This window comes from Microlunatus ginsengisoli, from assembly GCF_039537205.1.
GTDB classification, from domain to species: domain Bacteria; phylum Actinomycetota; class Actinomycetes; order Propionibacteriales; family Propionibacteriaceae; genus Microlunatus; species Microlunatus ginsengisoli.
On sequence record NZ_BAABAB010000016.1, the window covers coordinates 106,106 to 132,494 of the forward strand.

Annotated in this window: 23 protein-coding genes and 1 riboswitch; of the genes, 14 read left to right on the forward strand and 9 right to left on the reverse strand. The window is 70.9% G+C overall.

The features are described 5' to 3' along the window. Together ABD747_RS12010 and ABD747_RS12015 are read left to right on the forward strand one after the other, a co-directional pair. On the forward strand, positions 1-725 hold a 725-nt coding region (locus tag ABD747_RS12010), incomplete at its 5' end, for an HD domain-containing phosphohydrolase (RefSeq protein ID WP_344804744.1). A gap of 549 nt (positions 726-1,274) precedes the next feature. Next, a complete protein-coding gene (locus tag ABD747_RS12015; protein ID WP_344804746.1) occupies positions 1,275-3,020 on the forward strand; it encodes an MFS transporter in 1,746 nt (581 codons plus the stop codon). 6 nt (positions 3,021-3,026) lie between these two features. Here ABD747_RS12015 and ABD747_RS12020 read toward each other — a convergent pair whose 3' ends face one another. Next, a complete protein-coding gene (locus tag ABD747_RS12020; protein ID WP_344804748.1) occupies positions 3,027-3,587 on the reverse strand; it encodes a hemerythrin domain-containing protein in 561 nt (186 codons plus the stop codon). Positions 3,588-3,647: 60 nt separating this feature from the next. Between ABD747_RS12020 and ABD747_RS12025 the strand changes: the two genes are divergently transcribed. Together ABD747_RS12025 and ABD747_RS12030 are read left to right on the forward strand one after the other, a co-directional pair. Next, positions 3,648-4,115: a hypothetical protein gene (locus ABD747_RS12025; protein ID WP_344804750.1), complete on the forward strand. Its 468-nt coding sequence runs from the start codon at positions 3,648-3,650 to the stop codon at positions 4,113-4,115. A 38-nt stretch (positions 4,116-4,153) separates the two neighbouring features. Next, positions 4,154-4,717 carry a mismatch-specific DNA-glycosylase gene (locus ABD747_RS12030; protein ID WP_344804752.1) on the forward strand — a complete coding sequence of 188 codons (564 nt, stop codon included), beginning with the start codon at positions 4,154-4,156 and terminating at the stop codon, positions 4,715-4,717. Positions 4,718-4,820: 103 nt separating this feature from the next. On the opposite strand, the gene ABD747_RS12035 is transcribed toward ABD747_RS12030, so the two are convergent. Beyond that, positions 4,821-5,513, reverse strand: coding sequence for a GOLPH3/VPS74 family protein (locus tag ABD747_RS12035; protein WP_344804754.1), 693 nt, complete (start codon positions 5,511-5,513; stop codon positions 4,821-4,823). Between the two features lie 51 nt (positions 5,514-5,564). Here ABD747_RS12035 and ABD747_RS12040 point away from each other — a divergent pair, with 51 nt between their 5' ends. After that, positions 5,565-6,914, forward strand: coding sequence for a M16 family metallopeptidase (locus ABD747_RS12040; RefSeq protein WP_344804756.1), 1,350 nt, complete (start codon positions 5,565-5,567; stop codon positions 6,912-6,914). After that, positions 6,911-8,254 (forward strand): M16 family metallopeptidase, encoded by a 1,344-nt coding sequence (locus tag ABD747_RS12045; protein ID WP_344804758.1) that lies wholly within the window; start codon positions 6,911-6,913, stop codon positions 8,252-8,254. Before ABD747_RS12040 ends, ABD747_RS12045 begins: the two co-directional genes overlap by 4 nt. 401 nt (positions 8,255-8,655) lie before the next feature. On the opposite strand, the gene ABD747_RS12050 is transcribed toward ABD747_RS12045, so the two are convergent. From ABD747_RS12050 to ABD747_RS12070, 5 genes are all read right to left on the reverse strand, one after another. Next, positions 8,656-8,940 carry a TFIIB-type zinc ribbon-containing protein gene (locus tag ABD747_RS12050; protein ID WP_344804760.1) on the reverse strand — a complete coding sequence of 95 codons (285 nt, stop codon included), beginning with the start codon at positions 8,938-8,940 and terminating at the stop codon, positions 8,656-8,658. Positions 8,941-9,119: 179 nt separating this feature from the next. After that, positions 9,120-11,966, reverse strand: a complete 2,847-nt coding sequence (locus tag ABD747_RS12055) for a UPF0182 family membrane protein (RefSeq protein WP_344804762.1) — start codon at positions 11,964-11,966, stop codon at positions 9,120-9,122. A 158-nt stretch (positions 11,967-12,124) separates the two neighbouring features. Then, on the reverse strand, positions 12,125-12,691 hold the full coding sequence (locus ABD747_RS12060; RefSeq protein WP_344804764.1) for a PPA1309 family protein: 567 nt from the start codon (positions 12,689-12,691) through the stop codon (positions 12,125-12,127). After that, positions 12,691-13,758, reverse strand: coding sequence for a YlbL family protein (locus ABD747_RS12065; RefSeq protein ID WP_344804766.1), 1,068 nt, complete (start codon positions 13,756-13,758; stop codon positions 12,691-12,693). The genes ABD747_RS12060 and ABD747_RS12065 overlap by 1 nt, the downstream gene beginning before the upstream one ends. A 28-nt stretch (positions 13,759-13,786) precedes the next feature. After that, entirely contained in the window at positions 13,787-14,299 is a 513-nt protein-coding gene (locus ABD747_RS12070) for a molybdenum cofactor biosynthesis protein MoaE (protein ID WP_344804768.1), read from the reverse strand. 373 nt (positions 14,300-14,672) lie between these two features. Between ABD747_RS12070 and ABD747_RS12075 the strand changes: the two genes are divergently transcribed. Further along, positions 14,673-16,052 carry a zinc-dependent metalloprotease gene (locus tag ABD747_RS12075; RefSeq protein ID WP_425562518.1) on the forward strand — a complete coding sequence of 460 codons (1,380 nt, stop codon included), beginning with the start codon at positions 14,673-14,675 and terminating at the stop codon, positions 16,050-16,052. A 158-nt stretch (positions 16,053-16,210) separates the two neighbouring features. On the opposite strand, the gene ABD747_RS12080 is transcribed toward ABD747_RS12075, so the two are convergent. Both ABD747_RS12080 and ABD747_RS12085 read right to left on the reverse strand, forming a co-directional pair. After that, complete coding sequence (locus ABD747_RS12080; protein WP_344804772.1) at positions 16,211-16,849, reverse strand: hypothetical protein; 639 nt, start codon at positions 16,847-16,849, stop codon at positions 16,211-16,213. Then, complete coding sequence (locus tag ABD747_RS12085) at positions 16,839-17,408, reverse strand: M48 metallopeptidase family protein (protein WP_344804774.1); 570 nt, start codon at positions 17,406-17,408, stop codon at positions 16,839-16,841. Before ABD747_RS12085 ends, ABD747_RS12080 begins: the two co-directional genes overlap by 11 nt. Positions 17,409-17,469: 61 nt before the next feature. On the opposite strand from ABD747_RS12085, the gene ABD747_RS12090 reads away from it, so the two are divergent. The 7 genes from ABD747_RS12090 to ABD747_RS12120 all read left to right on the forward strand — a co-directional run bounded on the left by ABD747_RS12090 (position 17,470) and on the right by ABD747_RS12120 (position 26,073). Then, positions 17,470-18,432, forward strand: coding sequence for an L-lactate dehydrogenase (locus ABD747_RS12090; protein ID WP_344804776.1), 963 nt, complete (start codon positions 17,470-17,472; stop codon positions 18,430-18,432). Positions 18,433-18,932: 500 nt separating this feature from the next. After that, the gene (locus tag ABD747_RS12095) at positions 18,933-19,091 is read left to right on the forward strand and encodes a DUF5679 domain-containing protein (RefSeq protein ID WP_344804778.1); all 159 of its coding nucleotides are present in this window, start codon (positions 18,933-18,935) and stop codon (positions 19,089-19,091) included. A 187-nt stretch (positions 19,092-19,278) separates the two neighbouring features. Continuing rightward, positions 19,279-20,376: a TOMM precursor leader peptide-binding protein gene (locus ABD747_RS12100; protein ID WP_344804780.1), complete on the forward strand. Its 1,098-nt coding sequence runs from the start codon at positions 19,279-19,281 to the stop codon at positions 20,374-20,376. Positions 20,377-20,441: 65 nt separating this feature from the next. Further along, positions 20,442-20,670: riboswitch (cobalamin riboswitch) on the forward strand. 140 nt (positions 20,671-20,810) lie between these two features. Further along, positions 20,811-23,420, forward strand: a complete 2,610-nt coding sequence (locus tag ABD747_RS12105) for a ribonucleoside-diphosphate reductase subunit alpha (RefSeq protein WP_344804782.1) — start codon at positions 20,811-20,813, stop codon at positions 23,418-23,420. Between the two features lie 31 nt (positions 23,421-23,451). After that, positions 23,452-24,459 carry a ribonucleotide-diphosphate reductase subunit beta gene (locus ABD747_RS12110; protein WP_344804784.1) on the forward strand — a complete coding sequence of 336 codons (1,008 nt, stop codon included), beginning with the start codon at positions 23,452-23,454 and terminating at the stop codon, positions 24,457-24,459. Positions 24,460-24,547: 88 nt separating this feature from the next. Then, on the forward strand, positions 24,548-25,873 hold the full coding sequence (locus tag ABD747_RS12115) for an ABC1 kinase family protein (RefSeq protein WP_344804786.1): 1,326 nt from the start codon (positions 24,548-24,550) through the stop codon (positions 25,871-25,873). Further along, positions 25,870-26,073 carry a hypothetical protein gene (locus ABD747_RS12120; protein ID WP_344804788.1) on the forward strand — a complete coding sequence of 68 codons (204 nt, stop codon included), beginning with the start codon at positions 25,870-25,872 and terminating at the stop codon, positions 26,071-26,073. Before ABD747_RS12115 ends, ABD747_RS12120 begins: the two co-directional genes overlap by 4 nt. Positions 26,074-26,389: the final 316 nt, after the last annotated feature.

Sequence of the window (26,389 nt, forward strand, 5' to 3'; positions counted from 1 at the left end):
CGTTCACCTTCGGCCACTCCCGCCGGGTCGCCGACCTCGCCGCGGCCTCGGCCCGGACGCTCGGCCTGCGGCCGGCCGACGAGCGCGCGGTGCGCCGGGCCGGACATCTGCACGACATCGGCCGGTTGGGGATCTCCCAGCTCGTCTGGTCGAAGCCGGGCGAGCTGAGCACCTCGGAATGGGAGCGGGTCCGGATGCACCCGTATCTCACCGATCGCGTACTCACCCGGATCCCGGGCCTGCGGGTCGAACGGCTGGTCGCCCGCTCCCACCACGAGCACCTCGACGGCAGCGGCTACCCGCTCGGACTCGACGGGGCGGCACTCGGCCGGCCCGAACGCCTGCTCGCCGCCGCGGTCGCCTTCCAGTCCGCACTGGAGCCGCGGCCCTATCGCGAGGCGATGTCGCCCGATCAGGCTGCCGCCCGGCTCCGCCGCCGGTCCGCCCGCGGCGCACTGGACCCGGAGTGCGTCGAGGCGGTCGCCAGCACTGCCGGACGTCCGGGACCGCGGGTCCGTCGCGACGACGCGCTCACCTCGCGCGAGCGCGAGGTGCTCGGGCTGGTCGCGCGCGGGTTGTCCAACCGGGAGATCGCCGCGCGACTGGTGCTGAGCGAGAAGACGGTCCGCAACCACGTGGAGCGGACGTACCTCAAGATCGGGGCGAGCAACCGGGTCGGCGCCAGCCTGTACGCCCTCCGGCACGGCCTCGGCGCGCCCGAGTAGTCCGCGCGCTGCCCCCTGATACGAAATTCCGGCCGCGGCCGGATATTCGGGGTCAGTTCGGCCGCGAGCGCCCCCACTTTCCCGCCGCGGCCGGAAAGTGCCGCCACTGCGCGGCTCGGCTGTCGCCGCCCCGATTTCCCGCCGCGGCCGGAATGTGCGGGTCAGTTCGGCTGCCGCCGGCCCGACTTTCCCGCCGCGGCCGGATATTCGGGGTCAGTTCGGCCGCGAGCGCCCCCACTTTTCCCGCCGCGGCTGGAATTTGCGGGTCAGGTCGGCTGCCTCCGGCCCGACTTTCCCGCCACGGCCGGAATGTGCGGGTCAGTTCAGCTGTCCCGGCCAAACTCCGGCCGCGGCTGGAATTTGCGGGCCAGTTCGGCCGCCAGGACCCCCAGTTTCCGGCCGCGGCCGGATTGTGCCGGTCCACGTGCGCCCACCGGTGGGACACGTACGCCCATTGGAATATAGTTAGCCTTGCTACATGCCTCGTGGCTGACCCAGACCGACGATGCTCGACCGACCAGCCGCGCACCCCACGCCCCCGGGAGCCTCGTGACCAGCACCGCCGCGCCGGAACGCACCGGCGCCTTCCACCGCGATCACCCCCGCTATCCGTGGGTGGCGCTCAGCAACACCACCCTCGGCATGCTGATGGTGACCATCAACTCCTCGATCGTGATCATCTCGCTGCCGGCGATCTTCACCGGCATCCGGCTGAACCCGCTGGACGCGGGCAACGTCAGCTACCTGCTCTGGATGCTGATGGGCTTCATGCTCGTCACCGCGGTGCTGGTGGTCGGCTTCGGCCGGCTCGGCGACATGATCGGCCGGGTCCGGATCTACAACCTCGGGTTCGTGGTGTTCACCGTCGGCTCGATCGCGCTGGCCTTCGACCCGTTCACCGGCAGCCCCGGGGCCCTCTGGCTGATCGGCTGGCGCGTCGTCCAAGGCGTCGGCGGCGCCATGCTGTTCGCGAACTCGACCGCGATCATCACCGACGCATTCCCGACCCACCGCCGCGGGATGGCGCTCGGCATCAACCAGATCGCCGCGGTCGCCGGCTCTTTCATCGGCCTGATCGTCGGCGGACTGCTCGCCGTGATCGACTGGCGGGCGGTCTTCTTCGTCAGCGTGCCGTTCGGCATCCTCGGCACGATCTGGTCGTACAAGTCGCTGCACGAGGTGGGTGTCCGCAAGGCAGGCAAGCTCGACATCCCGGGCAATCTGCTGTTCCTGGTCGGGCTGACCGCGCTGCTGACCGGGATCACCTACGGCATCCAGCCCTACGGCGACTCCCCGACCGGCTGGGGCAACCCGTGGGTACTGGCCGCGATCATCGGCGGCGTCGCGATCCTGGTCGTCTTCGTCGTGGTGGAGCTCCGCAGCGAGTCACCGATGTTCGAGCTGCGGCTGTTCCGGATCCGCAGCTTCGCGATGGCCAACCTCGCCGGGCTGCTCGCGGCCGTCGGTCGCGGCGGCCTGCAGTTCATGCTGATCATCTGGTTGCAGGGGATCTGGCTGCCGCTGCACGGCTATTCGTACGAGGACACCCCGCTGTGGGCGGGCATCTACATGCTGCCGATCACCGTCGCCTTCCTGATCGCCGGCCCGATCTCCGGTGCGCTGTCGGACCGCTGGGGCGCCCGCGTGCTGGCCACGGTCGGGATGCTGATCACAGCGGCCACCTTCGTCGCCCTGCTGCTGCTGCCGGTGAACTTCAGCTACCCGACGTTCGCCGCGATCACCTTCCTGAACGGGATCGGCTCGGCGATGTTCGCCTCGCCCAACCGGGCCACCATCATGAACGCGGTCCCGGCCTCGCAACGCGGTTCCGCCTCCGGGATGGCCGGCACCGTGCAGAACGCCGGCTCGTCGCTGTCCATCGGTATCTTCTTCTCCCTGATGGTGCTCGGCCTGGCCGCCACCTTGCCGAACACGCTGTACGAGGGCCTGATCGGTCACCACGTACCCACCGATGTCGCGGCACAGATCGCCGGTCTGCCCCCGGTCGGCAGCCTGTTCGCGGCGTTCCTCGGCTACAACCCGATCGCCACCCTGCTCGGTCCGACCGGGGTGCTCGAGCACCTGCCGGCGGTCGACGCGACCACGCTGACTGGGAAGACCTTCTTCCCGAACCTGATCGCCCAGCCGTTCCACGAGGGCCTGCTGATCGTCTTCGGGGCGGCCGCGGTGATGTCGCTGATCGCCGCGCTGGCGGCCTGGCTCGGCGGCAAGCGGTACGTCTTCGCCGACGACGACCCCGAGCGGGTCGCGGCGATGGAGCGCGGCGCGGACTGACCCGACCTAGTCCTGGTCGTCTTCCTCGTCGAGAAGTCCGCGGCGGGCGGCCCGAGCGACGATCCGGCGTACGTTCTCCAGCCGTCCGCAGTCGTCGTCGAGCTGGGCGTTGCGGACCCGGACGAACGCCAGCCCCAGCTCGGCCCGGGCTCGCTCCGACACCTCCTCCCGAGCCGGGTTGAGGATGGTCAGCTCCTCCTCGGTCAGGTGATGGTTGACCACCCGGGCGAGCTCCTCGACCGCGTCGTCGAACGCGTCGGTGTCGGTCCCCTTCAGCTCCAGCACCGCGAGCAACGCCTCGTTGCCCTCGGCGTGCTCGTGCTCGCCGTGCTCGGCCTCGTGGGCGCTGACCGCCCGCTTGCGGCGCAGCGTCGGATAGACCTCCTGCTCCTCCGCCTCGGCGTGCGCGACGTGCAGCGCGGCGAACGCCCGGCGGACCGCATCGCGGTCGGAGCTCGCGTCGCGGAGCGTCCGGAGCAGCTCCTCGAACCGGCGATGATCGTCCAGGATCAGCTCGACCACGTCGCCCGCGATCGGCCGGCCGAGGTCCAGTGGGGTGCTGGTCATCGCTCCACGCTATCCCGCGTCCGATGCCGGGCTCGGCCCGCCGTGCAGCAAAATGGACCGATGCCGCGTACCCGAATCCGACCGAGCCCGCGGGACCTGCAGCGGGTGCTGCTCGGCTACCTGGTTACCGCGCTCGCCCTGGGCTGCGGGCTGCCCGTGCTGATCGCCGGGGTGATCGGCGCCAACCGGTGCCACAGCGAGGGCTTCCGCTGCCTGGGGTATTTCGTCTACGGGCTGCTCGCGGCCGGGATCGTCGCGGCGGTTGCGCTCCCGCTGCTCGCCCGCAGATTCGGTCTGGGCGTCTGGTTCGGGCTGCTGGCCATCGCCATGGTGGTCGCCCCGCTCGTCCTGGCGGGCGGCAGCGTGCTAGGCGGCACCGCGTTCCTGGGACCCGGGCTCGCGGCCTGGATCAGCGAGCCGGTCAGACCCGATCAGGAGCGGCCGGATCCGCTGCGCTTGTGGGGACCCCGGCTGGGCGCCGCCCTGCTCTGCGCGATCGTGCTCCCGCTGCTCGGGCGGGTCGTCTGAGCAGGTAGCGAGGCGGCGTTGCCGGGTAGGGTGCGGCGGTGGGGTTCACGCGGGCCGAGTTGGAGTCGTACCGCAACGCCACCCTTCCCGACCTGGTCGGCCCCGACCTCCGGCTGCTGTTCGTCGGGATCAATCCCGGGCTGTGGACCGCCGCCGTCCAGACCCACTTCGCCCGACCCGGCAACCGCTTCTATCCGGCGCTACGCCGGGCCGGCATCATCGACCGCGACATCAATCCGTCGAACGGGATGACCGACGCCGACCGGGCGTACTTCCGCGATCGCGGGATCGGCATCACCAACCTGGTCCACCGGGCCACCGCGCGGGCCGACGAACTGGACAAGGCCGAGCTGCAGGCGGGCCGGATCGAACTCGACGCGTTCATCGCCGCCCACCGGCCGCCCGTTGTCGCGGTGCTCGGCGTGACCGCGTACCGGACCGCGTTCGGCCGGCCGAAGACGATCAACGGCGAGCAGCCCGACCGGCTGCACGGTGCCCGGGTCTGGGTCGTACCGAACCCGAGCGGGCTGAACGCACACGAGACCGTGGAAACCCTGGCGATCGCGTACGCCGAGCCGGCCCGGGCCGCCGGGCTGCTCTGACTGACGCGTCTCTGCCGCTCGAATCCGCATTCCGCCCGAAATCGGCTCAAGGGGCCGTTCGACCGGCAGATTCGCGTCAGCGTGACGGCGGAGAGCTGGGCGCTCAGCCGGACGCCGCGCCACCGGCCGCTGCGCCGGCGGTGATCGTGGCCATCACCGCGTACGTCTCGTCGATCGCGTCCTTCACCGCCTTCGCCGCCCAGTCGCCATCACTGAGCTGCTTCGCCCGGGCACGCAGGGCACGCTTGTCCTCGGTTTGCACCACCTTGGTCACCCGGTTGGTCGCGTTCAGCAGCGCGATCAGCGCGGTCGTCGCCTCGGTCGGCGTCTCACCACCCACCAGCGCCGACTGCAGGCGGCGGCGGACCGCCTCCTCCGGCTCGGGATCGCGGGTGGGGTAGGTCCGGCTCGGGAACAGCCCGAGGACCTTGTGCTCGGCGCCGGTGAGCACGCCCGCGGCCACCAACCGGGCCAGCAGCCGATCCGGCAGGCCCCTGGAGATGCGCTTGCCGCTGAGCGGGCTGATCAGGTCCTTCAGTTTCTGCCCCTCGCGCTGCTGCAGGGTGGCGAGCAGGGCGTCCAGCTCCGGGTCGTCGGTCGGCGCCGGGCTCAGGATCCGGACCCGGCCGCGCTCGCGCCAGCCGGCGTCGGCGGGGGTGATGCCGATCCGCTCGGCCAGGGCGAGCTCGACCACCAGCGCCGCCGCGAGCGCCGGCTCGAGGCTCTCGCTGCCCATCGTCTTGCGACCGGAGCTGTCGTCCATCGCCAACAGCAGGAACTCCTCGGCAATCAACATGCCTTCGACCGTACCCAGGTCGGCTTCGCCCGCTGTGCTGAGATGGTCGCCATGACGGTGCTCGAGACCGACCCCGGCCACGGGGACTACCCGATCGTGGAACGTACGCTCGCCAACGGTCTGCGGGTGATCGCGAGCCCCGACCACGGCGCGCCGTCGGTCGCGGTCAACCTGTGGTACGACGTGGGCTCGCGGCACGAGCAGGTCGGCGCGGCCGGCCGGGTGGGCCGGACCGGCTTCGCGCACCTGTTCGAGCACGTGATGTTCCAGGGTTCGGCCCACGTCCCCTCCGGCCAGCACATCGCGCTGATGCAGGCCGCGGGCGCCTCGGTCAACGCGACCACCTGGTTCGACCGGACCAACTACTTCGAGACCCTGCCCACCGGCGGCCTCGACCTCGCCCTGTGGCTGGAGGCCGACCGGCTCGGCACCCTGCTGGACGCGCTCACCCAGGAGAACCTGGACAACCAGCGCGAGGTCGTGAAGGAGGAGAAGCGGCAGCGCTACGACAACGTGCCGTACGGCAACGCGATGGAACGTCTGATCGAACTCACCTTCCCGCCGGACCACCCGTACGGGCACACCACGATCGGCTCGATGGACGACCTGAACGCGGCCACCCTGGCCGACGTCCGTGACTTCTTCGCAACCCACTACCTGCCGAACAACGCCGTCTTGACGATCGCCGGCGACGTCGACCCCGAGACGGCGTTCGCCAAGGCCGAGACCTACTTCGGCCACCTGCCCGCCGGGGCGGTGCCGCCCGATCCGCCGGACGACCCGCTGCCGCCGCTGACCGACGCGCCCCGGGCCGAGATCGTCGCCGACGTCCCGTCCGACGCGGTCTATCTGACCTGGCGGCTCCCCCGCCGCGGCACCGCCGAGTTCGACGCCCTGGATCTCGCCTTCGGCGTGCTCGGCCACGGCCAGACCAGCCGGCTGCACAAGCACCTGGTCCGCAACCTGCAGCTGGCCGAGAGCGCCAGCGCCAGCACGATGGGACTGATCGGAGGCAACTCGTTCGGCTTCGCCTATGCCCGGGCCCGCGACGGGGTCGCGCTGGAGGAGCTGGAGGCCGAGCTGGTCGGGCAGGTCGCCGCGCTCGGTGCCGATGGGCCGACCGAGCTGGAGCTGCGCCGGGCGAAGGCCCAGTTCGAGCGCTCCTGGCTGCACGAGCTGGCCCGGATCGACTCCCGCGCGGACGCGCTGGGCGAGCATGCGACGCTGCTCGGCGATCCCGGGATCGTCAATCGGCGGGTCGACGAGATCGGCGCGGTCACCGCGGACGACATCCTCGACGCCGCCCGGACCTGGTTCGGACCGGACCACCGGGCAACGCTGCACTATCGCCGGACGGGCGGACAGCAGACACCGGGCGCGACCACAGAGGAGACACCGTGAGCAGCTTTCCGAGCCGGCCACCGGTCTCCCCACCGGGACCGTGGTCGTTCCCGACGCCGACCCGGCACCAGCTGTCCAACGGTCTGGAGCTCGTGGTCTACCGGCTGCCGGGTCAGCAGGTCGTGTCCGGGCATCTGGTGCTCGAACTCGGTCTGGAGAACGAGGAGCGGCCCTACGAGGGCGTCGCGACCATCACCAGCCGGGTGCTGGACGAGGGCACGGCCGCGCACCCGGGCGAGGAGTTCGCCGAGGTCCTGGAGACCGAGGGAGCGGGCTTCGGCATCGACGTCAGCCTGGCGGGGATCCAGGCCGTGCTGGACGTGCCGGTCACCCGGCTGGACGCGGCACTGCCCCTGTTCGCCGAGGCGGTCACCTCGCCCGCGCTGGGCGAGTCCGACGTACGCCGGCACGTCACGCTGCGCCTGGCCGAGATCGAGCAGGCACAGGCGAACTCGTCGCAGCTCGCCTCGATGGCGTTCCGGGAGGCCGTCTTCGACCCGGCGTTCCGGGCGTCGCGGATGACGGCGGGCGAGCCGGACACCGTCGGCGAGGTCGGCGTCGACCAGGTCCGCGCCTTCCACACCGAGCGGTTCGGGCCACGGGACGCGACGCTGATCATGGCGGGCGACTTCCGGACCGACCCGGTCGAGCTGGCCGAGCGGTCGTTCGGCGGCTGGCAGGTTCCCGGCCAGCTCGCCGGCCGGCGGGAGCAGCCGGCGGCGGCGCTGCGGCGGGCGGTTCTGCTGGACCGGCCGGGGTCGGTGCAGGCCGACGTACGGCTCGGGGGGTTCGGCGTAGACCGCACCCATCGGCTGTGGGCCGACGTCACGGTCGCGAGCTATGCCGTCGGCGGCGCCTTCCTGTCCCGGCTGAACGCCGTGCTGCGGGAGGAGAAGGGCTACACCTACGGCGTCCGGTTCGGCTTCTCCCCCATGCGCAGCGGGGGGACGTACGCCCTCCAGGGCTCGTTCCGGACCGACGTCGTGGCCGATGCCATCGCCACCGCCCGGGACCTGCTGGACGTGTCGGCGCGGCCGATCACGGACGGCGAGGTTGCCGACGCGATCAACTACTTCGTCGGGGTGTCACCGCTGCGCTACGCCACCGCGGACGGGGTCGCCGACCAGGCCGCGGTCCAGGCGCTGATGGGCCTCGACGACGACTGGGTGGACCGCAACCTGGCGGCGCTGGCCGCGGTCACCGCGCCGGCCGCCACCGAGGCGTACGGCGAACTGGTCCACCTCGACGACCTGACCCTGGTCGTGGTCGGCGACGCGGAGAAGCTGGCCGAGCCGCTCAGCGCGAGCGGCTTCGCCGACCTCGAGGTCCGCGCGATCTGACCCTCCCGGCCGCGATCGGACCGCTAGGTCGCGATCCGCCGCCACTTCGCTCGGCGTCGCGCGACTTCGCTCGCCGGGAAAGGCGCGCGAAGTCGCGGTTGGACGCGCGAAGTCGCGATTGGGCGATTGGGCTCGAAGTCGGGTCGGACGCGCAACGTCACGGTCGGATCAGGGGTGGGTGTCGCAGATCGACCACACGCGGACCGGCAAGCGTTTTCCGAGGCCATTTTCCGCCGCGCGGGGTCGATCGGCGACACGATGCCACCGCGAGCGCCTTCCAGGTGCACCTCGGTCGGACGCGGCCCGGGTCGCCAGCCAGCGGGCCGCGGCTTCAACCAGCCCGACCCGTCGGACTGCGCTCGATCGGCTGGGTCGACGAACCTGCTCGGTCGAAGAACCGACTAATCGAAGAACTCGTCCAGGAACGATCGCTTCTTCTTCTTGCGATAGCGCGGGTCGTAGCCCTGGAAGCGCGGGTCGTGGCCGCTGTTGCGCGGGTCGTAGACGGGATAGCTGACGCTCTCCTGCCGCGGCGCCTGGACCGGCGCCACCGCGGCGGCCCGGTCGAGGATCTTGTCCAGCTCGCCACGGTCGAGCCAGACCCCGCGGCAGGTCGGGCAGTAGTCGATCTCGACGCCGCTGCGTTCGCTCATCACGAGCACGGTCTGGTCCACGGGGCACTGCATGTGCCCGAGCCTAGCCGCCCGGACCGACGCCCCATCCGCCCCGGGAAACCCCCGGGAACGCCCGAGAACCCCCGGGAAAGTGTGCAGCTACGGCAACTCTGAAACGTTCGCAGTTGCCACAGCTGCACACTTTCCGCGTCTTCGCGGCGGCGTGCCGGGCCGCCGCGGCCGGTCTCAGCTCAGCGGCCGAGCGCCTGCTTCAGCCGGCCGACGGCTTCCTGCGCCGCCTTGATCTGGGTGGCATACATGGCCAGGTCGCCCTCCTTCAACGCCTTGTCGGCGTTGGCGAACGCGGTCTGGGCCTCGGCGAGCGCCTTCACCGCGGCCGGGTTGTCGACCTTGCCGCTTCCGCCTTGGTCGCCGCTGCCGCCGCTGCCGTCGCCCTCACCGGTGGTCGCTCCCGAGTCGCCGCCGAAGACCTGGTTCAGGGCCTGCTGCAGGGTCGCGCCGATGCCGACCTGCTGGCCGAACCGCACCAGCACGAACTGCAACGCCGGGTAGGCGCCACTGCTGCCCTGGCGCTGGGTGTAGACGGGCTGCACGTACAGCAGGCCACCGCCGACGGGCAGGGTCAGCAGGTTGCCGCTCTGCGCGTTGGCCGAGCCCTGGTTGAGGAACGGTCGCAGCGCCTCGGCCACGGTCGGGTTGGTGTTGAACGCGTTCGCGGTCTGCCCCGGCCCGTCGATCTGGGTGGTGTCCGACATCTTCAGCACCCGCATCTGCCCGTAGTCCGGACTGGAGGCGTCGGCGTTCACGGCCATGTACGCGGCCAGGTTGGACCGGCCCTTCGGTACGAAGACCGTGGTCAGTGAGAAGACCGCCCCCTCGTCCTCGGGCCACTTGATGGACAGGTAGTAGGGCTGCTCGGTGACCGTGCTGCCGGGCCCGGCGACCGGGTCGTTCGGGATCTGCCAGGTGGCCGACTGCTGATACCAGGTGCCCGGATCGGTCACGTGGTAACGGGCCAGGATCTGGCGCTGCACCTTGAACATGTCCTGCGGGTAGCGCAGGTGGGACAGCAGGTCCGGCGAGATCGCCGACCTCGGCTGGACCACGCCCGGGAACACCTTCTCCCAGGTCTGCAGCACCGGATCGGAGTTGTCCCAGGCGTACAGCGTGACGGTGCCGTCGTAGGCGTCGACGACCGCCTTCACCGAGTTGCGCATGTAGTTGATGTTGGTGTCGGGCTGGGCCACCACCGTGCCGCCGACCTGGGTTTGGGAGTCGGCGGTGACCTGGTTCAGCGCCACCCGCTGGCTGTAGGGATAGCTGTTGGAGGTGGTGTAGCCGTCCACGATCCACTTGATCCGGCCGTCCACCAGCGCCGGGTAGGCGTCGCCGTCGACCGTCAGCCACGGCGCCGCCTTCTGCACCCGCTCCCGCGGCGTCCGGTCGTAGATGATCTTCGAGGCCGAGTTCACCCGGTCCGAGAGCAGGATGTTCACGTCCGCGAACTTCGCCGCATAGAGCAGCCGGTGCCACAGGCTGCCGACCGGGACACCACCGCTGCCGGAGTAGGTGTAGGTGCTCGCGTTGCCGGCGTCACCGCCGCTCGGGGTGTCCAGCTCGATCGCCGTCGACCCCTCCGGCGCGCCGACGATGGAGTACTCGCTGGGCCGCTGGCCCATCAGCTCGCCGAAGTAGATCCGCGGCTCGACCTCCTTCAGGTCCCCGCTGGTCGGGATGCCGCCGGCGATCCAGTCCGGCTGGCCGCCGGACTGGCTGCGGTTGCCGTACGCGGCCACCAGGCCGTAGCCGTGGGTGTAGACGGTCTTGAGGTTGTTCCAGTTCTGCGACTCCGCCGGCAGTCCGGACAGGTCCATCTCGCGAACCGCGACGACGGCGTCGGTCTCCTGGCCGTCGATGGTGTAGCGGTCGACGTCGAGGGTCTTCGGGAACGAGTAGTAGCCGCGCACCTGCTGCAGCTGCTCGAAGGTGCCGTTCAGCAGGTTCGGATCCATCAGCCGGATCCCCGGCAGCGCCTCGGCGTCGCTGCGCAGCTGGCCCGCGGTCGCCGTGGTCTTGGCCGAGTAGTCGGTGATCTCCACCTTGTCGATGCCGTACGCGGCCCGGGTCGCGTTGATGTTGTTCTGGATGTAGGGCCGTTCCTTGTCCGGCTCGTCCGGCCGGACGCTGAAGTACTGCACGGCGCCCGGGTAGACGATGCCGAGCACGATCGCCGACAGCACCATCAGGGTCAGCCCGATGGTCGGCACCACCCAGCGCTGGATCACCGCGTTGGCGAAGAACAGGATCGAGCAGAGCACCGCGATCACGGCCAGGATCAGCTTGGCGGTGACTCCGGCGTGGGCGGCGGTGTAGTTGATGCCGGTCAGCAGCGAGGTGTTGCTGATCTCCAGCCCGTAGCGGTCGAACCAGTAGCTGACCCCCTTGGTCAGCACCGCGAGCCCGACCAGGATCGACAGGTGCGCCTGGGCCGCGGTGGTCGCGCCGCGCCGGCCGGAGAACCGGATCGCCCCGGTGAGGTAGTGCACCACCGCCGCAGCGATGGTGGACAGCACGAAGCCGGAGAAGACGAAGGAGATGACGAAGCGCCACCACGGGTAGGAGAAGACGAAGAAGCTGATGTCCAGCCCGAATATCGGGTCCTTCTCGCCGAACGGAGTGGCGTTGCGCCAGGCGAGGTACGTCGACACCTCCCCGGCCGCGGCACCCCCGGCGAACAGGCCGATCACCACCGAGATCGCCCCGACGATCAGCGCGAACCGGGTCTCGAGCACGTCCCGGGACCGCTGCAGCAGCGCACTGGTCGGTCCGCCGCTGAACTTCGGCCGCATCCGGTAGGCGATCGCCGCGTTCGCCGCGACCAGGGTCGCCATCAGTAGCCCGAACGCCAAGAACAGGCCGACCCGGGTGAGCAACATGGTGTTGAACACCGTGCCGAAGTCGAACGAGCTGTACCACAGCCGTTCGGTCCAGATGTTGGTGAAGATGGCGAACGCGACGACGATCACCGCGGCGATGACGAGAGTCGGCAAGATCGCGCCGCGAGGTCGGCGCGTCATGCGAAGGCTGCTCACCTGGGGTTGCTCCTCAATACAAGTACGACAGTGCGGTTGTTTCTGACTCGGGCGGGTATCGCTGGGATTGGGTGTCCCGGCGGATTCACAGCGACCTGACGGGTCATTCTCACGAACGAACCAGGTCGCCGAGTGGTTTCGGTTCAGTTCAGCGTATGTGCCAACACCTCGGCCAGACCCGGTACGAGGTCGGTTCCGCCCAGCAACTCGTCCGGCTCGCTGCGCAGCCGGGCCACGCCGTGCCGCCGCCCGGCCCGGTCCACGCCGACCACCACCCGCACCTCCTGGCGTCGCGGGTGGCCGGCGACGACCTCGGCGGCGGCCTGCGGGTCGTCCGGCAGATCCGCCTCGGCACCGGCCGGCAGGAACATCCGCTCGACCGCCAGCGCGCAGCCGTCGACCGTGGCCGGCCAGCTCACCTGGGCCAGGTCGGCGAACAGGTCGTCGGTCGCGGCGAAATGGTCCTGCTCGATCGCGGTCAGGGTGGCCGGCTCACCGGCCCCCGGGGCCCGCAACCGGTCGGCCAGCCCGGGCTCGGCAGCCAGCAGCCGCTCGGTCGCGACCAGCGCGAACAGGCGGCTCGGCTGATCCCAGCCGGCGGCGCCGACATGCCGCTCAACCTCGAGCAGGGCCGCCACCAGGGACGTACCGGCCGGGTCGGCGTCGGTGCCGGCGCGCACGGGGCCCGCAGCGTCCGGATGGGAGCTCATCAGCACCTCGGCAGTCCGGCGGCGTCGGGGCCGTCCTGGTCGATCTTCTGCAGCGCGGCGACCGCCTCGTGCAGGGTGCGGACCTTGACCAGGGAGAGGTCGGTCTGCACGCCGGCCAGGTCGTCGCAGTTCGCGGCCGGGACGAGGAACACCGTGGCACCGGCTCGCTGGGCGCCGGCGATCTTCTGCTGGATGCCGCCGATCGGCCCCGCCACCCCGTTCGCGTCGATCGTCCCAGTGCCCGCCACGTGCCGGCCGTCGAGCAGCCCGCCCGGGGTGATCTTGTCGTAGATCGCGAGCGCGAAGACCAGGCCGGCGCTGGGCCCGCCCAGCTGCTCGCCGAGGTCGAAGGAGATCGTCGGCTCGTAGGAGTAGCCCGTTCCGACCGTGATGCCGACCACCGGCACGCCCGCCTGGGCCGATGACGAGGCAGTGCTCACCTCTACCTCGGTCCGCTCGCCCTGCCTGAGCACGACGAAGGGCACCTGCTCACCCACCTCGTACTTGCGGATGGCGGCGCCGACGTCGGCGACCTGCGCGATCTTGGTGCCGCCGACGGACACGATCAGGTCGCCCGGCTGCAGCTTGCCGTGCGCCGGAGCGCCGACCGTGACCGCGGTGATCACCGGCATCTCGGTGACCGGCTGGCCCGCCTCCCGCAGCGCAGCGACGACGGCATTGTCCTGCGAGTCCGACATCTGGTCGGCCTCCCGTTCCACGGCCTGGTCCTCGGTCGTCCCGGGCGGATAGACCGAGTCCCGGGGCAGTACGTCGCGGTGCGGCAGCCAGTACGCGGCGAGCGCCTCCGGCAGGCTCAGTCGCGCGTCGGCACTGGTCACCGCGACGGTGGTCAGATCGAGCTGGCCGGTGGTCGGATAGGTGGCGATGCCGGACACCTGGATCATCGGCTCGCCGGCCGAGTTGCCCTTGGTGTCGACCGTGCCGAACACGTCGTGCACACCCGACGGGCTCCAGGTCACGTACGGCACACCGATCACGGCCAGCAGCGCCGCCAGCGCGACGAAACTCAGCGCCGCGACCAGCGCGGTCCAGGTCTGTCGGGTCACGCGCGCTCGCTCATTCGGGCCCGGTCGCTCATTCGGGCCCGGTCGCTGGTTCGGGCCCGGTCGCTGGTTCGGACTGGTCCAGACCGACCCAGCCAGTCGACCCGTCGACGAAGTGCTGCTCCTTCCAGATCGGCACTTCGGCCTTGAGGTCGTCGATCAGCCGCCGGCAGGCTTCCAGCGCCGGCCCCCGGTGCACGGCACCGACCGCGACCACCACGGCGAGGTCGCCCACCTCGAGGTGCCCGATCCGGTGCTCCACCGCGACCGTCAGCACGTCGAACGCCGATGCCACCTGCTCGGCACAGCGGCGCAGCGCCTGCTCCGCGGACGGGTGGCCGGTGTAGTCCAGTGAGGTCACCTCGGCGTCGGAGTCCCAGTCGCGGATCACCCCGACGAACAGGCCGATCCCCCCGACCCGCCGGTCGGCCACCTGCGCGAGCATCCGGTCGACGCTCAGCACGGACTCGGTCACGGCGGCGTACGTCCGCGCGGGCTCTGCGGGCGCACCCGGGCTGGCCACCGGGGCACCGCTCACAGACATGCCCCGACCCTAGCCCAGCGGGCAAGCGACATTGCGCTCACAGCGATCGACGTGCGCAGACACAACCCGCCCGCGTACCGTGGGATGCCCAGACCCACCGCCGCGTGCCCCCGTACCCTCTCGCCCGTACCCTCTCGCCCGACCGCTATCTCGAGGAGACCCCATGGCCGACGAACGGCCGCTCGAACCGACCGGCGACCCCGACGAGCCCGACAAGTCCGGCGACCAGCCCGGCGGGCAGTCGGGCGGGGACCAGGCCGGCGGGAAGTCGGGCGGGGACCAGGCCGGCGGGAAGTCCGGCGGGGACCAGGGCCAGCCGCCGAACCCGCTGGAGGCGCTGCTCCGTTCGCTGGGGTCGGGCCAGACCGGCGACATGAACGCGCTGATGCAGCAGCTGCAGTCCACCTTCGCCACCATGTTCCCGGGGATGGCGATGCCGGGCGCCGGGGGCTCCGGCGCCGGGTCCGGCTTCTTCGGCCGCGGGCTCGCCGATCCGGCCGCGGCGAGTTCCGGGGTGAACTGGGAGCTGACCCGGGACACGGCCCGCAAGACGGTCGCCTCGCTGGGTCCCGATCCGAGCCCGAACGCCGCACAGCAGCGGGCGCTGACCGAGGCGGTCTCGCTGGCCGAGGTCTGGCTGGACTCGGCGACCTCGCTGCCGCGGGTCAGCGCCGGCGTCGCCGCCTGGAGCCGGGCGGAGTGGGTGGAGAAGACCCTTCCGGTCTGGAAGCGGCTGGTCGAGCCGGTCGCCTCCTCGATCGCCGACGCGATGGAGGGTGCGCTGGCCTCGGGCGGCGAGGACGACGCCGCGGCCATGGCCGGGATGGCTGGCCTGGAGCAGATGCTGCGGCCGATGCTGCGCTCCTCCGGTGCCACCATGTTCGGCTTCCAGCTCGGGCAGGGTCTGGGCAAGCTGGCGACCGAGGTGGTCGGGGCGACCGACATCGGGCTGCCGCTGAACCAACCGGGCCATGTCGCGCTGCTGCCGACCAACATCACCGCCTTCGGCGAGGGCCTGGACCAGAGCGATACCGACGTCACCCTTTATCTGGCCCTGCGGGAGTGCGCCCGGCAGCGGTTGTTCGCGCACGCCGGCTGGCTGCGCGAGCAGGTGCTGACCTTGGTGGAGGAATACGCCCGCGGGATCACCATCGACACCAGTGCGCTGGAGGAGGCCGTCGGCCAGCTCGATCCGAGCAATCTGGAGGAGCTCGGCGAGAAGCTGCAGGGCGGCCTGTTCGAGCCGCAGAAGTCCCCCGCCCAGCTGGCCACGCTGGAGCGGCTGGAGACCATGCTCGCCCTGGTCGAGGGCTGGGTGGACGACGTGGTGACGCAGGCCAGCGCGCCCTGGATGCCTGCGGCGGGCGCGCTCGCCGAGACCGTCCGCCGGGCGCGGGCTACCGGCGGGCCGGCCGAGGAGACCTTCGCGACCCTGGTCGGGCTGGAGCTGCGGCCACGCCGGCTGCGGGACGCGGCGAACCTGTGGGCCGCTGTCCGCGACGCCCGCGGGGCCGACGGCCGGGACGAGGTCTGGTCGCACCCCGACCTCATCCCCGGCACCGCCGACCTCGACGACCCGCTGGGCTACGTCGGCGCGGGCGACTCCTCCGAGACCTCCGGCGACGACTTCGACGCCGCCCTCGCCAGGCTGCTCGACGACGCCTCCCCCGGTTCGGACGAGTCCGGGCCTGCCGACGACTCGGGCCCGGACAGCGACTCGGGCCCGGAGAGCGGCGCCTCGCCACAAGCCTGAGCCGACCACCGGCTCCGGGCCCGGAACCGCGCACCCTCCGACCCCGGAACTACGCACCCTCGACCCCGGAAACTACGCACCCTCCGACCCCGGAAACTGTGCAGCTGTTGCAGCCCGCTTCGGCGTGTCGCTGCAAGATACGCACAGTTTCCGGGTGGTCAGCGGCGGGAGGAGAGCAGGAGGCGGGTCTCCTCCCAGCCCTCGAGGGCCGGGTCGAGCCGGGTGAGGACGTCCTCCGCGCTGCGCAGCCGGTGCCAGTCCGGCGTGCTGGCGACCTTCGACCGGCGCGGCGCCGCGCGGTACAGCGATGGCCGCGGGTCGGTGTCCAGGTCCGCGGGCAGCTCCGCCCACTCGGCGAGGGGCAGCGCCACGCCCAGGGCGACGCAGCCGGTGCCGCCGCGCTCGGGCGCCACCGCGACCGCCGCGCGGTTCAGCGCCTTGAACAGTTTCGCCACCACGAGGCCGGGCAGGTCCGGTGCGTCACCGGGCAGGAACACCACCTCGGCGTACCCCGACTCGGCGGCTACGGCAACCAGCTCGGCGAGCGGAGCGTCGGCGGGGAGCAGCCGGGCGCCCGGATACAGCAGCTCGGCTGCCGACGCGGGCCCGGCGATCGTGGCGTCCACGTCGACCAGGTCTGCGGCCACCTCGTAGCTGTCGGCCAGGGCCGCCGCCGCGAACGCGGCCGGATCGACGCGGTCAGGGGCGGCGGCGACGTGGCGGGCCAGCACCACCACCAACCGGCGCCGGCTCGTCACCTCCGGCTCCGGCGCGCCGGCCACGGGCTCAGTCGGCATCGTCACCGAAGCCGGACTGACCCGACCCGGCCTGGAAGCCCTCGAGGTAGCCGCGCGCCCGGTCCTCGCGCGGATAGACCGACAGCAGGGTCCGGAACCGCTTGCCATGGTCCGGCGCGACCAGATGCACGAGCTCGTGCAGCAGCACATAGTCCTGTACCCACTCGGGCATCCGCTTCAGCCGGTCGGACAGCCGGATGTCGCCGCTCTCGGTCGAGCAGGATCCCCAGCGCTTCTGCTGGTTGTCCACCCATGAAACGGTCGCAGGCAGCGGCGCGCGGCCCAGTTGGGGCAGCAGATAGCGCTCGCTCAGCCGCCGCGCGCGCTCCATCAGGACGCCGCCGTTGCCGGCGTCGGCCCGGCGCGCCTCGCGGGCGAGCACACGCTCGACCATGCTCTCGACGTATCGCTCCTCGTCGGTCGCCGACATCCCCTGCGGCAGCAGGACGACGATCGCGTCGCCTTGCCGGTAGGCCTGCACGGTGCGCTTGCGCCGCGCACTGCGGCGGACCTCGATCCGGGGCCCGGCGATCCCGCGACCCGATCCACCCGACGACATGCAGGACACGATAGGACGCTCCGGCCGCAATCGGGTCCCGACGGCCCGCTAGCGTTTCGACATGGCCGTGTCTCTCCGCCGCAGCAAGCTCGCCATCGTCGGTGCCGGATCGGTCGGCGCCACCTTGGCCTACGCCTCGTTGATCAAGGGCGTTGCGCACGACATCGTGCTCTACGACGTCAGCCGGGCCAAGGTCACCGCCGAGGTCCTCGACCTCCGCCACGGCCTCCAGTTCTGCCCGCCCGCCGACATCGACGGCTCCGACGACATCGCGGTCTGTGCCGGCGCCGACGTCATCGCCATCACCGCCGGCGCCAAGCAGAAACCGGGTCAGACCCGGCTCGAGCTGGCCGAGGTGAACGTCGGCATCTGCCGCGACCTGATCCCGCGCCTGCTGGAGGTGGCTCCCGACTGCGTCCTGCTGCTGGTGACCAACCCGGTCGACGTGCTGACCATGGCGGCGCTGGAGTTCTCCGGACTGGGCAAGAGCCGGGTGCTGGGCAGCGGCACCGTGCTGGACTCCGCCCGCCTCCGCCAGCTGATCGCCAGCTCGCTGGGCGTGGCGTCGCAGAGCGTCCACGCGTGGATCGCAGGCGAGCACGGCGACACCGAGTTCCCGGTCTGGAGCTCCGCCTCGATCGGCACCGTTCCCATCGCCGACTTCGTCAGCCCCGACGGGCTGCGTCTGGACGACGTGGCTCGGGAGCGGATCGGCCGCGACGTGGTCACCGCGGCCGAGCAGATCATCCGCGGCAAGGGGGCGACCAACTACGCCGTCGGGCTCGCCGCGACCCGGGTGATCGAGGCGATCCTGCGCGACGAGAAGGCCGCGCTGCCGATCAGCTCGCTGATCGAGGGGCAGCACGGCGTCTCCGACGTCTGCCTGTCGCTTCCCTCCCTGGTGGACAAGAACGGTGTGATGGGCGTGCTCGACGTCCCGATGTCGGAGCGGGAGATCGGCCTCTTCCAGGCCTCGGCCGACGCCGTCAAGGCCGTGGCGCGCTCCGTCGGACTGGGACGCTGACCAGACCAGTGACGAACAGGTTTCAACAGGGTTTCGGCCCGGCGACCAGAGCCTAACGCTCGCTCTCCACAACCGCTGCGGCGCGTCTGCACATGCTCTCCACAGAGTTTTCCACAGGCAGTGGACAATTGGCCCTTCACGTCCGCCGAGACGCCGGTTTGACGCTCCCGTCCGGGTGCTTTAGCGTTCCCACCACGAGACCTCCAGTCACCGGACCGCTCGCAGGGGAAGGCAAGCGCATCCGGGTTCTGGAGGTTTCGTCCTTTCCCCGGACCGTCGAACCCGTACGTCCGCCGGACTCGCGGCCCCAGTGCCCGCGCTCCTTCCCGTGCCGGGATTCGTGCGGACGCCGGACCTGGCCGCGGCACGCCGTCGGCGTGGTTCGCGTCGCAGCCGCCGAGGGCTCGCGTAGAGTAACCGGCGACCGAGCGGAGCCGACGGCCTCCGCGGACCGCGGACCCGACCCGTTTGCGGAACAGAGACGAGCAAGGAGGCGGCCAATGGCCGAGAGCTACAGCGGTGAGTTCTACTGCGTCAAGTGCAAGGAGAAGCGGGAGGCCACCGGCGAGGTGCACGTCAACGACAAGGGCACCCGGATGGCCAAGGCCAAGTGCCCGGTGTGCGGCACCAACCTCAACCGCATCCTCGGCAAGGCCTGATCGGGCCGCCGCGGGCTCGGACGAGCACCGCGGCGGAACCGATCCGCGAAAGGGGACGAACCGACCCGGTTCGTCCCCTTTCGCCTGTTCCCGACCGGAAACGCGGCGGCGCCCGCTGACGGCAACCGTCGAAAACTGCTCTGTGGATAACTCCCGGCTGCCCTTGACACTCGGTCAGACTGCCTGCATGCCGTTCTCGACCGACCCCGTGAGCTGTTCCGCCGATCCGCTGACCGACCGTCCGAGTGATGCCGCAGGATCCGCCGGGGCACCCGCTCCGGTCCCCCGGCCGGTGCTGCGCCCCGGTACGCCGATCCTGCTGCGGCCGGGCGCCGTACAGATCGGGCTGGACAGCCCCGACGCGGTCGTGATCTCCCCCGCCGGAGCCGCGGTCGCGGACTGGCTCCGGCTGGTGGACGGCAGCCGGAGCCGCCCGCAGCTGATCCGGGTCGCGGCCCGCGGCGGGATCGGCCCGGCGACGGCGTCCGCGGTGCTCGATCTGCTCGTCGGCACCGGTCTGGTGAGCGAGGCCGGCGCCGGGGTGGTGAGCGAGGCCGGACCGGCCGCGGTGCCCCACCGCATCCGGTTGATCGGGGCCGGCCGGCTGGGCCGTTCGATCGCCCGGCTGCTGTCGGCGAGCGCGTGCGGCACCCTGGAGCTGATCGACGACGATCCGGTCGACCGGATGCTGTATCCGCGCCGGCTCGGCTACGGCCGGCAGTGCGAGGCGCTTGCCGCCGACCTGCGGGCCGAGTTCGAGCCGTCCGGCCTGCGGATCAGCGCCGGCCCGCCGTGGTCCGCGATCACCGGGGCTCCGGGCGATCGGCTCCGGGCACCGAGCCCGCCGCCGGACGTGACCGTCCTCGCGTCCGACCGGCTGGAGGTCGACCGGATGATCGCCGACACCTTGCTGCGCGACGACCAGCCGCATCTGATCGTCCGCGGCGCGGCCGACGGCGCCGTGGTCGGCCCGCTGGTGCTGCCGGGACGGACCGCCTGCGTCCGGTGCACGGACCTGATCCGGCGCGACCGCGACCCGGACTGGCCGGTGCTGCTGTCCCAGCTGACCCGGATTCCCGCCCTGCTGCCCGAGCCGGTGGTCGCCTGGGCCGCGGGCACCGCCGTGGCGGAGCTGCTTGCGCTGCTCGCAGGGCGCGGCGAGGCCTGGCCGGAGACCACCGGGACGTCGGTCGAGCTGCGCGACTTCGCCTCGACCCGGCATCGCTGGCCGCAGCATCCGGCGTGCGGGTGCGGCTGGGGTCGGGGACACCTGCTGGCGAGCTGATCGGAACGGCCGCGGAAACTTCGCCAAACCCTACATCTAGGTAGTTACATCCGTGTGATTACCAGATATGGTGATCGTGTAGCTGGTTCGGCCGCCCACCCATGGCGGTCGTCGCAAGAGGGAATCCGGTGCGAGACCGGAACTGCCCCGCAGCGGTGAGCGAGAACGACCGCCGTCATCGGCACTGGGAGGTTCCTCCCGGGAAGCGACGGCCAGTAGGAACCGGTGGACCCGTCGGCAGACGAATCCATCCTGCTCGCGAGTCCGAAGACCTGCCGCTACCCGCCCGCGGGCCGACTCCGCGGGTGTCCGAGTCCGCGGCCTCGTGGGAGGGCCGACGACGAACCGGCTGGTCGACCCGTGTCGACGCGCCGGCCCTCGCCGCCGTCCCCGCCTCGCGCGGGCCTTCCGCAGCGTCTGGAACGAGGGACCTCATGACGGCATCGAGCACGTCCACCAGCAGCATCCGCGTCCGCAAGCGCGACGGCTCGCTCGAGCCGTACGACGGCTACGAGATCGCGACCTCCATCTCCGCCGCCGCCCGCGGGCTGGCCGAGGCGATCGAGCGAACCACGCAGATCTGCTCGGAGCTGGAGATCGTCCTGTTCGACCGGATCACCACCGAGCAGCTGGACGAGGCGGTCATCCAGGTCGCGCTGCAGAACGCGCACGACGACCCCGGATACGACACCATCGCCGCCCGCTTGCTGGTCAAGACCCTGTACAAGCAGGTGTTCGGTTCGACCCACGACCTGTTCGGCGAGGCCGGCGCCGGCACGATCCGTGCCCTGCACCGGGACTTCTTCCCCGGCTACGTCGAGCAGGCAGTGAACCGGGGCATCCTCGACGCCCGGCTGGTGGAACTGTTCGACCTGGAACGGCTGGGTGCCGCGCTGGACCCGGCCCGGGACGACCTGCTGCGCTACGTCGGCGTGCAGACGATGCGGACCCGCTACCTGACCACCGACCAGGCCGAGGACACCGGACGCGGACGTCCGCTGGAGGTGCCGCAGTTCTTCTGGATGCGGGTGTCGATGGGCCTGGCACTGAACGAGCACGATCCCACCGAGGCGGCCCTGGGCTTCTACGACAAGATGTCGCGGCTGGACTACCTGGCCGCCGGTTCCACCCTGGTCAACGCCGGCACCTCCTATGCGCAGCTCTCGAACTGCTTCGTGATGCAAATGGAGGACGACATCGAGCACATCGCCAAGTCGGTCCGCGACGTGATGTGGCTGACCAAGGGCACGGGCGGGATCGGCCTCTCGGTCAGCAAGCTGCGCAGCGAGGGATCGCCGATCCGGTCGAACAACACCGCCTCGACCGGCCCGATCCCGTTCATGCACACCATCGACTCGACGCTGCGCGCGGTCTCCCGAGGCGGCAAGAAGTTCGGCGCGCTCTGCTTCTATCTCGAGAACTGGCACCTCGACTTCGCCCAGTTCCTCGACCTGCGGCAGAACTCGGGCGACCCGTACCGGCGGACCCGGACGGCCAACACCGCCGTCTGGATCTCCGACGAGTTCATGAAGCGAGTCCGCGACGATGCCGACTGGTATCTGTTCGACCCGCTGGAGACGCCTGACCTGGTCGAGCTCTACGGCGCCGCGTTCTCCCGCCGCTACGCGGAGTACGTCGTCCTGGCCGAGTCGGGCGCGCTGCGACGGTTCGCAAAGATCTCCGCCCGCGAGCAGTTCCAGGCGATCTTGATCTCCCTGCAGACCACCTCGCACCCGTGGCTCACCTGGAAGGACACGATCAACACCCGGGCCCTGAACAACAACACCGGCACCATCCACCTGTCCAACCTCTGTACCGAGGTGTGCCTGCCGCAGGACCGCGACAACGTGGCGGTCTGCAACCTGGCCTCGGTCAACCTGAGCAACCATCTGGTCGGCAACGACATCCAGTGGGATCGGCTGCGCGAGTCCACCCGCTCGGCGGTGCGTCAGCTGGACAACCTGATCGACATCACCATCTCCTCGGTGCCGGAGTCGGAGACCTCCAACGAGGCCAACCGGGCGATCGGGCTCGGCGTGATGGGCTTCACCGACGTGGTCGAGCGGCTGGGGCTGAGCTACGAGAGCGAGGCCACGTACGCGCTGATCGACGAGCTGATGGAGTTCGTCAGCTTCCACGCCATCGACGCCAGCGCCGACCTGGCCCGCGAACGAGGCAGCTATCCCCACTTCGCCGGATCACGCTGGTCGCAGGGCATGGTGCCGATCGACACCCTCGCGACGCTCGCCGCCGACCGCGGCGCTCCCGTCACCGTGGACCCGGCAGCCCGGCTCGACTGGGCGGCGCTGCGGACCAAGGTCGCCGGCGGGATGCGAAACGCCACCCTGCTGGCGATCGCGCCGACCGCCTCGATCGGGCTCGTCGCCGGCACCACCCCCGGAATCGACCCGCGGTTCAGCCAGATCTTCAGCCGGGCCACGTCGGCCGGCAAGTTCTTGGAGGTGAACCCGAACCTGGTCGCCGACCTGAAGGCGCTCGGGCTGTGGGAGCAGGTCCGCGGGGACCTGCTCCGGCACCAGGGTGATCTGGCCGACATCGACGCGGTTCCCCCGGAGCTGAAGGAGGTCTACCGGACCTCGTTCCAGCTGTCGCCGTACGCCTTCCTGCAGGTCGCCGCCCGCGCCCAGAAGTGGATCGACCAGGCGATCAGCCGCAACATCTACCTGGCCGACCGCGACGTCTCCGCGATGGCCGAGCTGTATCGCGCAGCCTGGGACCTCGGCGTGAAGACCACCTACTACCTGCACATGATGCCGCGGCACACCGCCGAGCAATCGACGGTGCGGGTGAACAAGGCCGAGAACGTACGGCCCGCGACCGCCGGTGCGGCCGGGCCGGCCCGGCGCGGCTTCGGCGCCGCCCGCAAGCCGGTCGTAGCTCCGGCCGTCGCCCCGATCACCGCAGCGGTGACGGTCCCGCCGACCGCGATCGAACTCGACGTGATCGACGTGATCGACGGGGTCGACCCGGCGGCGTGCCCGGTGGACCCGATGGAGCGCCTGCAGTGCGACTCCTGCCAGTGACCTCGACCCACGACCCAGCAAGGAACATGTGATGACCGCGATCGACGCACCCCGACACCCGCGCATCCTCGGCACCGGCATCGCCGAGGGGCTGCTGCTCAAGCCCGTCACCTACCCCTGGGCCTACGAGCTCTACGACCAGGCGGTGGCCAACACGTGGTTCCCGCACGAGGTCCAGCTCGGTGAGGACCTGGCCGACTTCGCCCGGATGAGTGCCGACGAGCGGCACGCGCTGACCTACCTGATGAGCTACTTCAACCCCAACGAGCTCCTCGTCAACAAGGCGCTGGCGTTCGGCGTCTATCCCTACGTCAACGCCGCCGAGTGCCACCTCTACCTGGCCAAGCAGATGTGGGAGGAGGCCAACCACTGCATGGCCTTCGAGTACGTTCTGGAGACCTTCCCGATCGACCGGGCCGCCGCGTACGAGTCCCACGTCACCGTGCCGTCGATGGCGGCGAAGGAAGAGTTCGAGGTCCGCTACATCAGGCGGATGACCGAGCAGACCCTCGACATCGCCACCGTCGCCGGCATGCAGGACTTCGTCCGCAACCTGGTGGCCTACAACGTGATCTTGGAGGGGATCTGGTTCTACTCCGGCTTCATGGTCGCGCTGTCGTTCCGGCAGCGGAACCTCTTGCGCAACTTCGCCTCCCTGATCGACTGGATCGTCCGGGACGAGAGCCTGCACCTGAAGTTCGGCATCAACCTGATCCTCACCGTGCTGGAGGAGAACCCGGAGATCGCCACCGAGGAGTTCGCCGCCGAGATCCGGGACATGATCATCGGCGCGGTGGCGATGGAGGAGGCCTACAACCGCGACCTGCTGCCGAACGGCATCCTCGGCCTGAACGCGGACTACATCAACACGTACGTGAAGTATCTGGCCGATCGCCGGCTGACCGAGCTCGGCTTCGAACCCGCCTACGGCGTCGCCAACCCGGCAAAATGGATGGCGACGGCCAACGACACGCTGCAGCTGGTGAACTTCTTCGAGTCGATCAACACCTCCTACGAGGTCGACGCCAGAGCCCGCTGAGCCGGATCGACCGGGCGATTGCCGATCTGACATACGGTGGAGCGCGTACCCGTCGGTCGGGACGGGTCGGACGAGGGACGGATCAGGCATGAGCGGGGACAGCGACGGCATCGCCCGGTCGTCGATCCGTCGCGGGGTGAAGCTCGCCGGTCTTCCGCTCGGCCTGGCCGGCCGGGCCACCAAGGGCCTCGGCCGCCGGATCGGCGGCACGTCCGCCGACGAGGTGTCGGCGCAGCTCAACGCCGCCACCGCCGACCAGATCTTCCGGGTGCTGGGCGAGCTCAAGGGCGGCGCGATGAAGTTCGGCCAGGCACTGAGCCTGTTCGAGTCCGTGCTGCCCGATGACGTCGCGGCGCCGTATCGCGAGCATCTCACCCGGTTGCAGGCTGATGCTCCGCCGATGCCGACGTCGCGGGTGCACGCCGTGCTGGCCCGCGAGATCGGGTCTGACTGGAAGGACCGGTTCGTCCGGGTGGACCCGCTGCCGGCCGCCTCGGCCTCGATCGGTCAGGTGCACCGGGCGGTATGGCACGACGGGCGCGCCGTGGCGATCAAGGTGCAGTACCCGGGCGCCGACGACGCCCTGCGGTCCGACCTGCGCCAGATCGGGCGGCTGTCGCGGGTGTTCGCGCCGCTCGCCGGCGGGATGGACGTCAAGCCGCTGGTGGCCGAGCTCACCGCTCGGGTCAGCGAGGAGCTGGACTACCGGCTCGAGGCGCAGGCTCAGCAGCAGGCAGCCGTCGGGTTCGAGGGAAGCGAGGAGTTCGTCGTCCCGCACGTGCTGGCCAGCACCGCGAAGGTGATGGTCAGCGAGTGGGTCGAGGGCCAACCGCTGTCGGTCGCCCGGGACTGGCCCGACGACGACCGCAACGCGATCGCCCTGAAGTACGTCCGGTTCCTGTTCGCCGGACCGAGCCGGGTCGGCCTGCTGCACGCCGACCCGCACCCCGGCAACTTCAAGATCATGGCGGACGGGCGGCTGGGGGTGGTCGACTTCGGCCTGGTGGCGCGGATGCCGGACGGGCTGCCACCCGCGGTCGGCCGGCTGCTGCGGATTGCGCAGAACGGCGATGCGCATCAGGTCGCCGAGGGCCTGCACCGCGAGGGTTTCGTCGCGTCCGACATCGACGCGGAGAACCTGCTGGACTACCTCGCCCCGTTCGTGGAGCCGGCCTCGGAGGAGGTGTTCCAGTTCAACCGGGACTGGATGCGGGCGCAGTTCGCCCGGGTCAGCAATCCGCGGACCTCCGGTGGGATCGGGATGCAGCTCAACCTGCCGCCGGAGTACCTGCTCATCCACCGGGTCTGGACCGGCGGGCTGGCGGTGCTCTGCCAGCTGAACGCCCGGGCCGCCTTCGGCACGGTGCTGGAGGAGTTCCTGCCCGGGTACGCCGACCCGGCACCGGCGTCATGAGCGGATCCGCCTCGCCGGGCCCGACCTCCTGCAGCGGCTGTGGACGTACGCCCCGGGCGGACGAGCCGATCGCCGCCGGTGGTGTGCCGTGGACCTGGAGCACGGCTCGGGAGGGCGACCGGGTCACCGTGCTGTGCGACGCCTGCGCGCGCGAGCACGCCCGCAGCATCGAGGCCAAGCTCGACGCCGAGTGGTGGTGAGCCGGTTCCTGATTCCGGTCGAAGCGCCCGGTTCGGCCGGTAGCAGCGTCACCCGGCGGGCGATCCGAGCGCTCCCCCCTTGCTCGTGCCGACTTCGCTCGTCGAAAAGAGACTTCGCTCACCGTCGCCGGTGAACGAAGCCGCGGCTGGCCGCGTGAAGTCGAGGTGTGGGGCCGGCGGGCCCCTCCACGAAGTCGAGGGGCGGGACCGGCGCGAAGTCGAGGGCCGCCGGGCCCCGCCCGACCACCTGCCCGCGCCGCGACCGGGCAACTCCCTCTCCTCGAAGCGACTTCGCTCGTCGAAACCAGACTTCGCT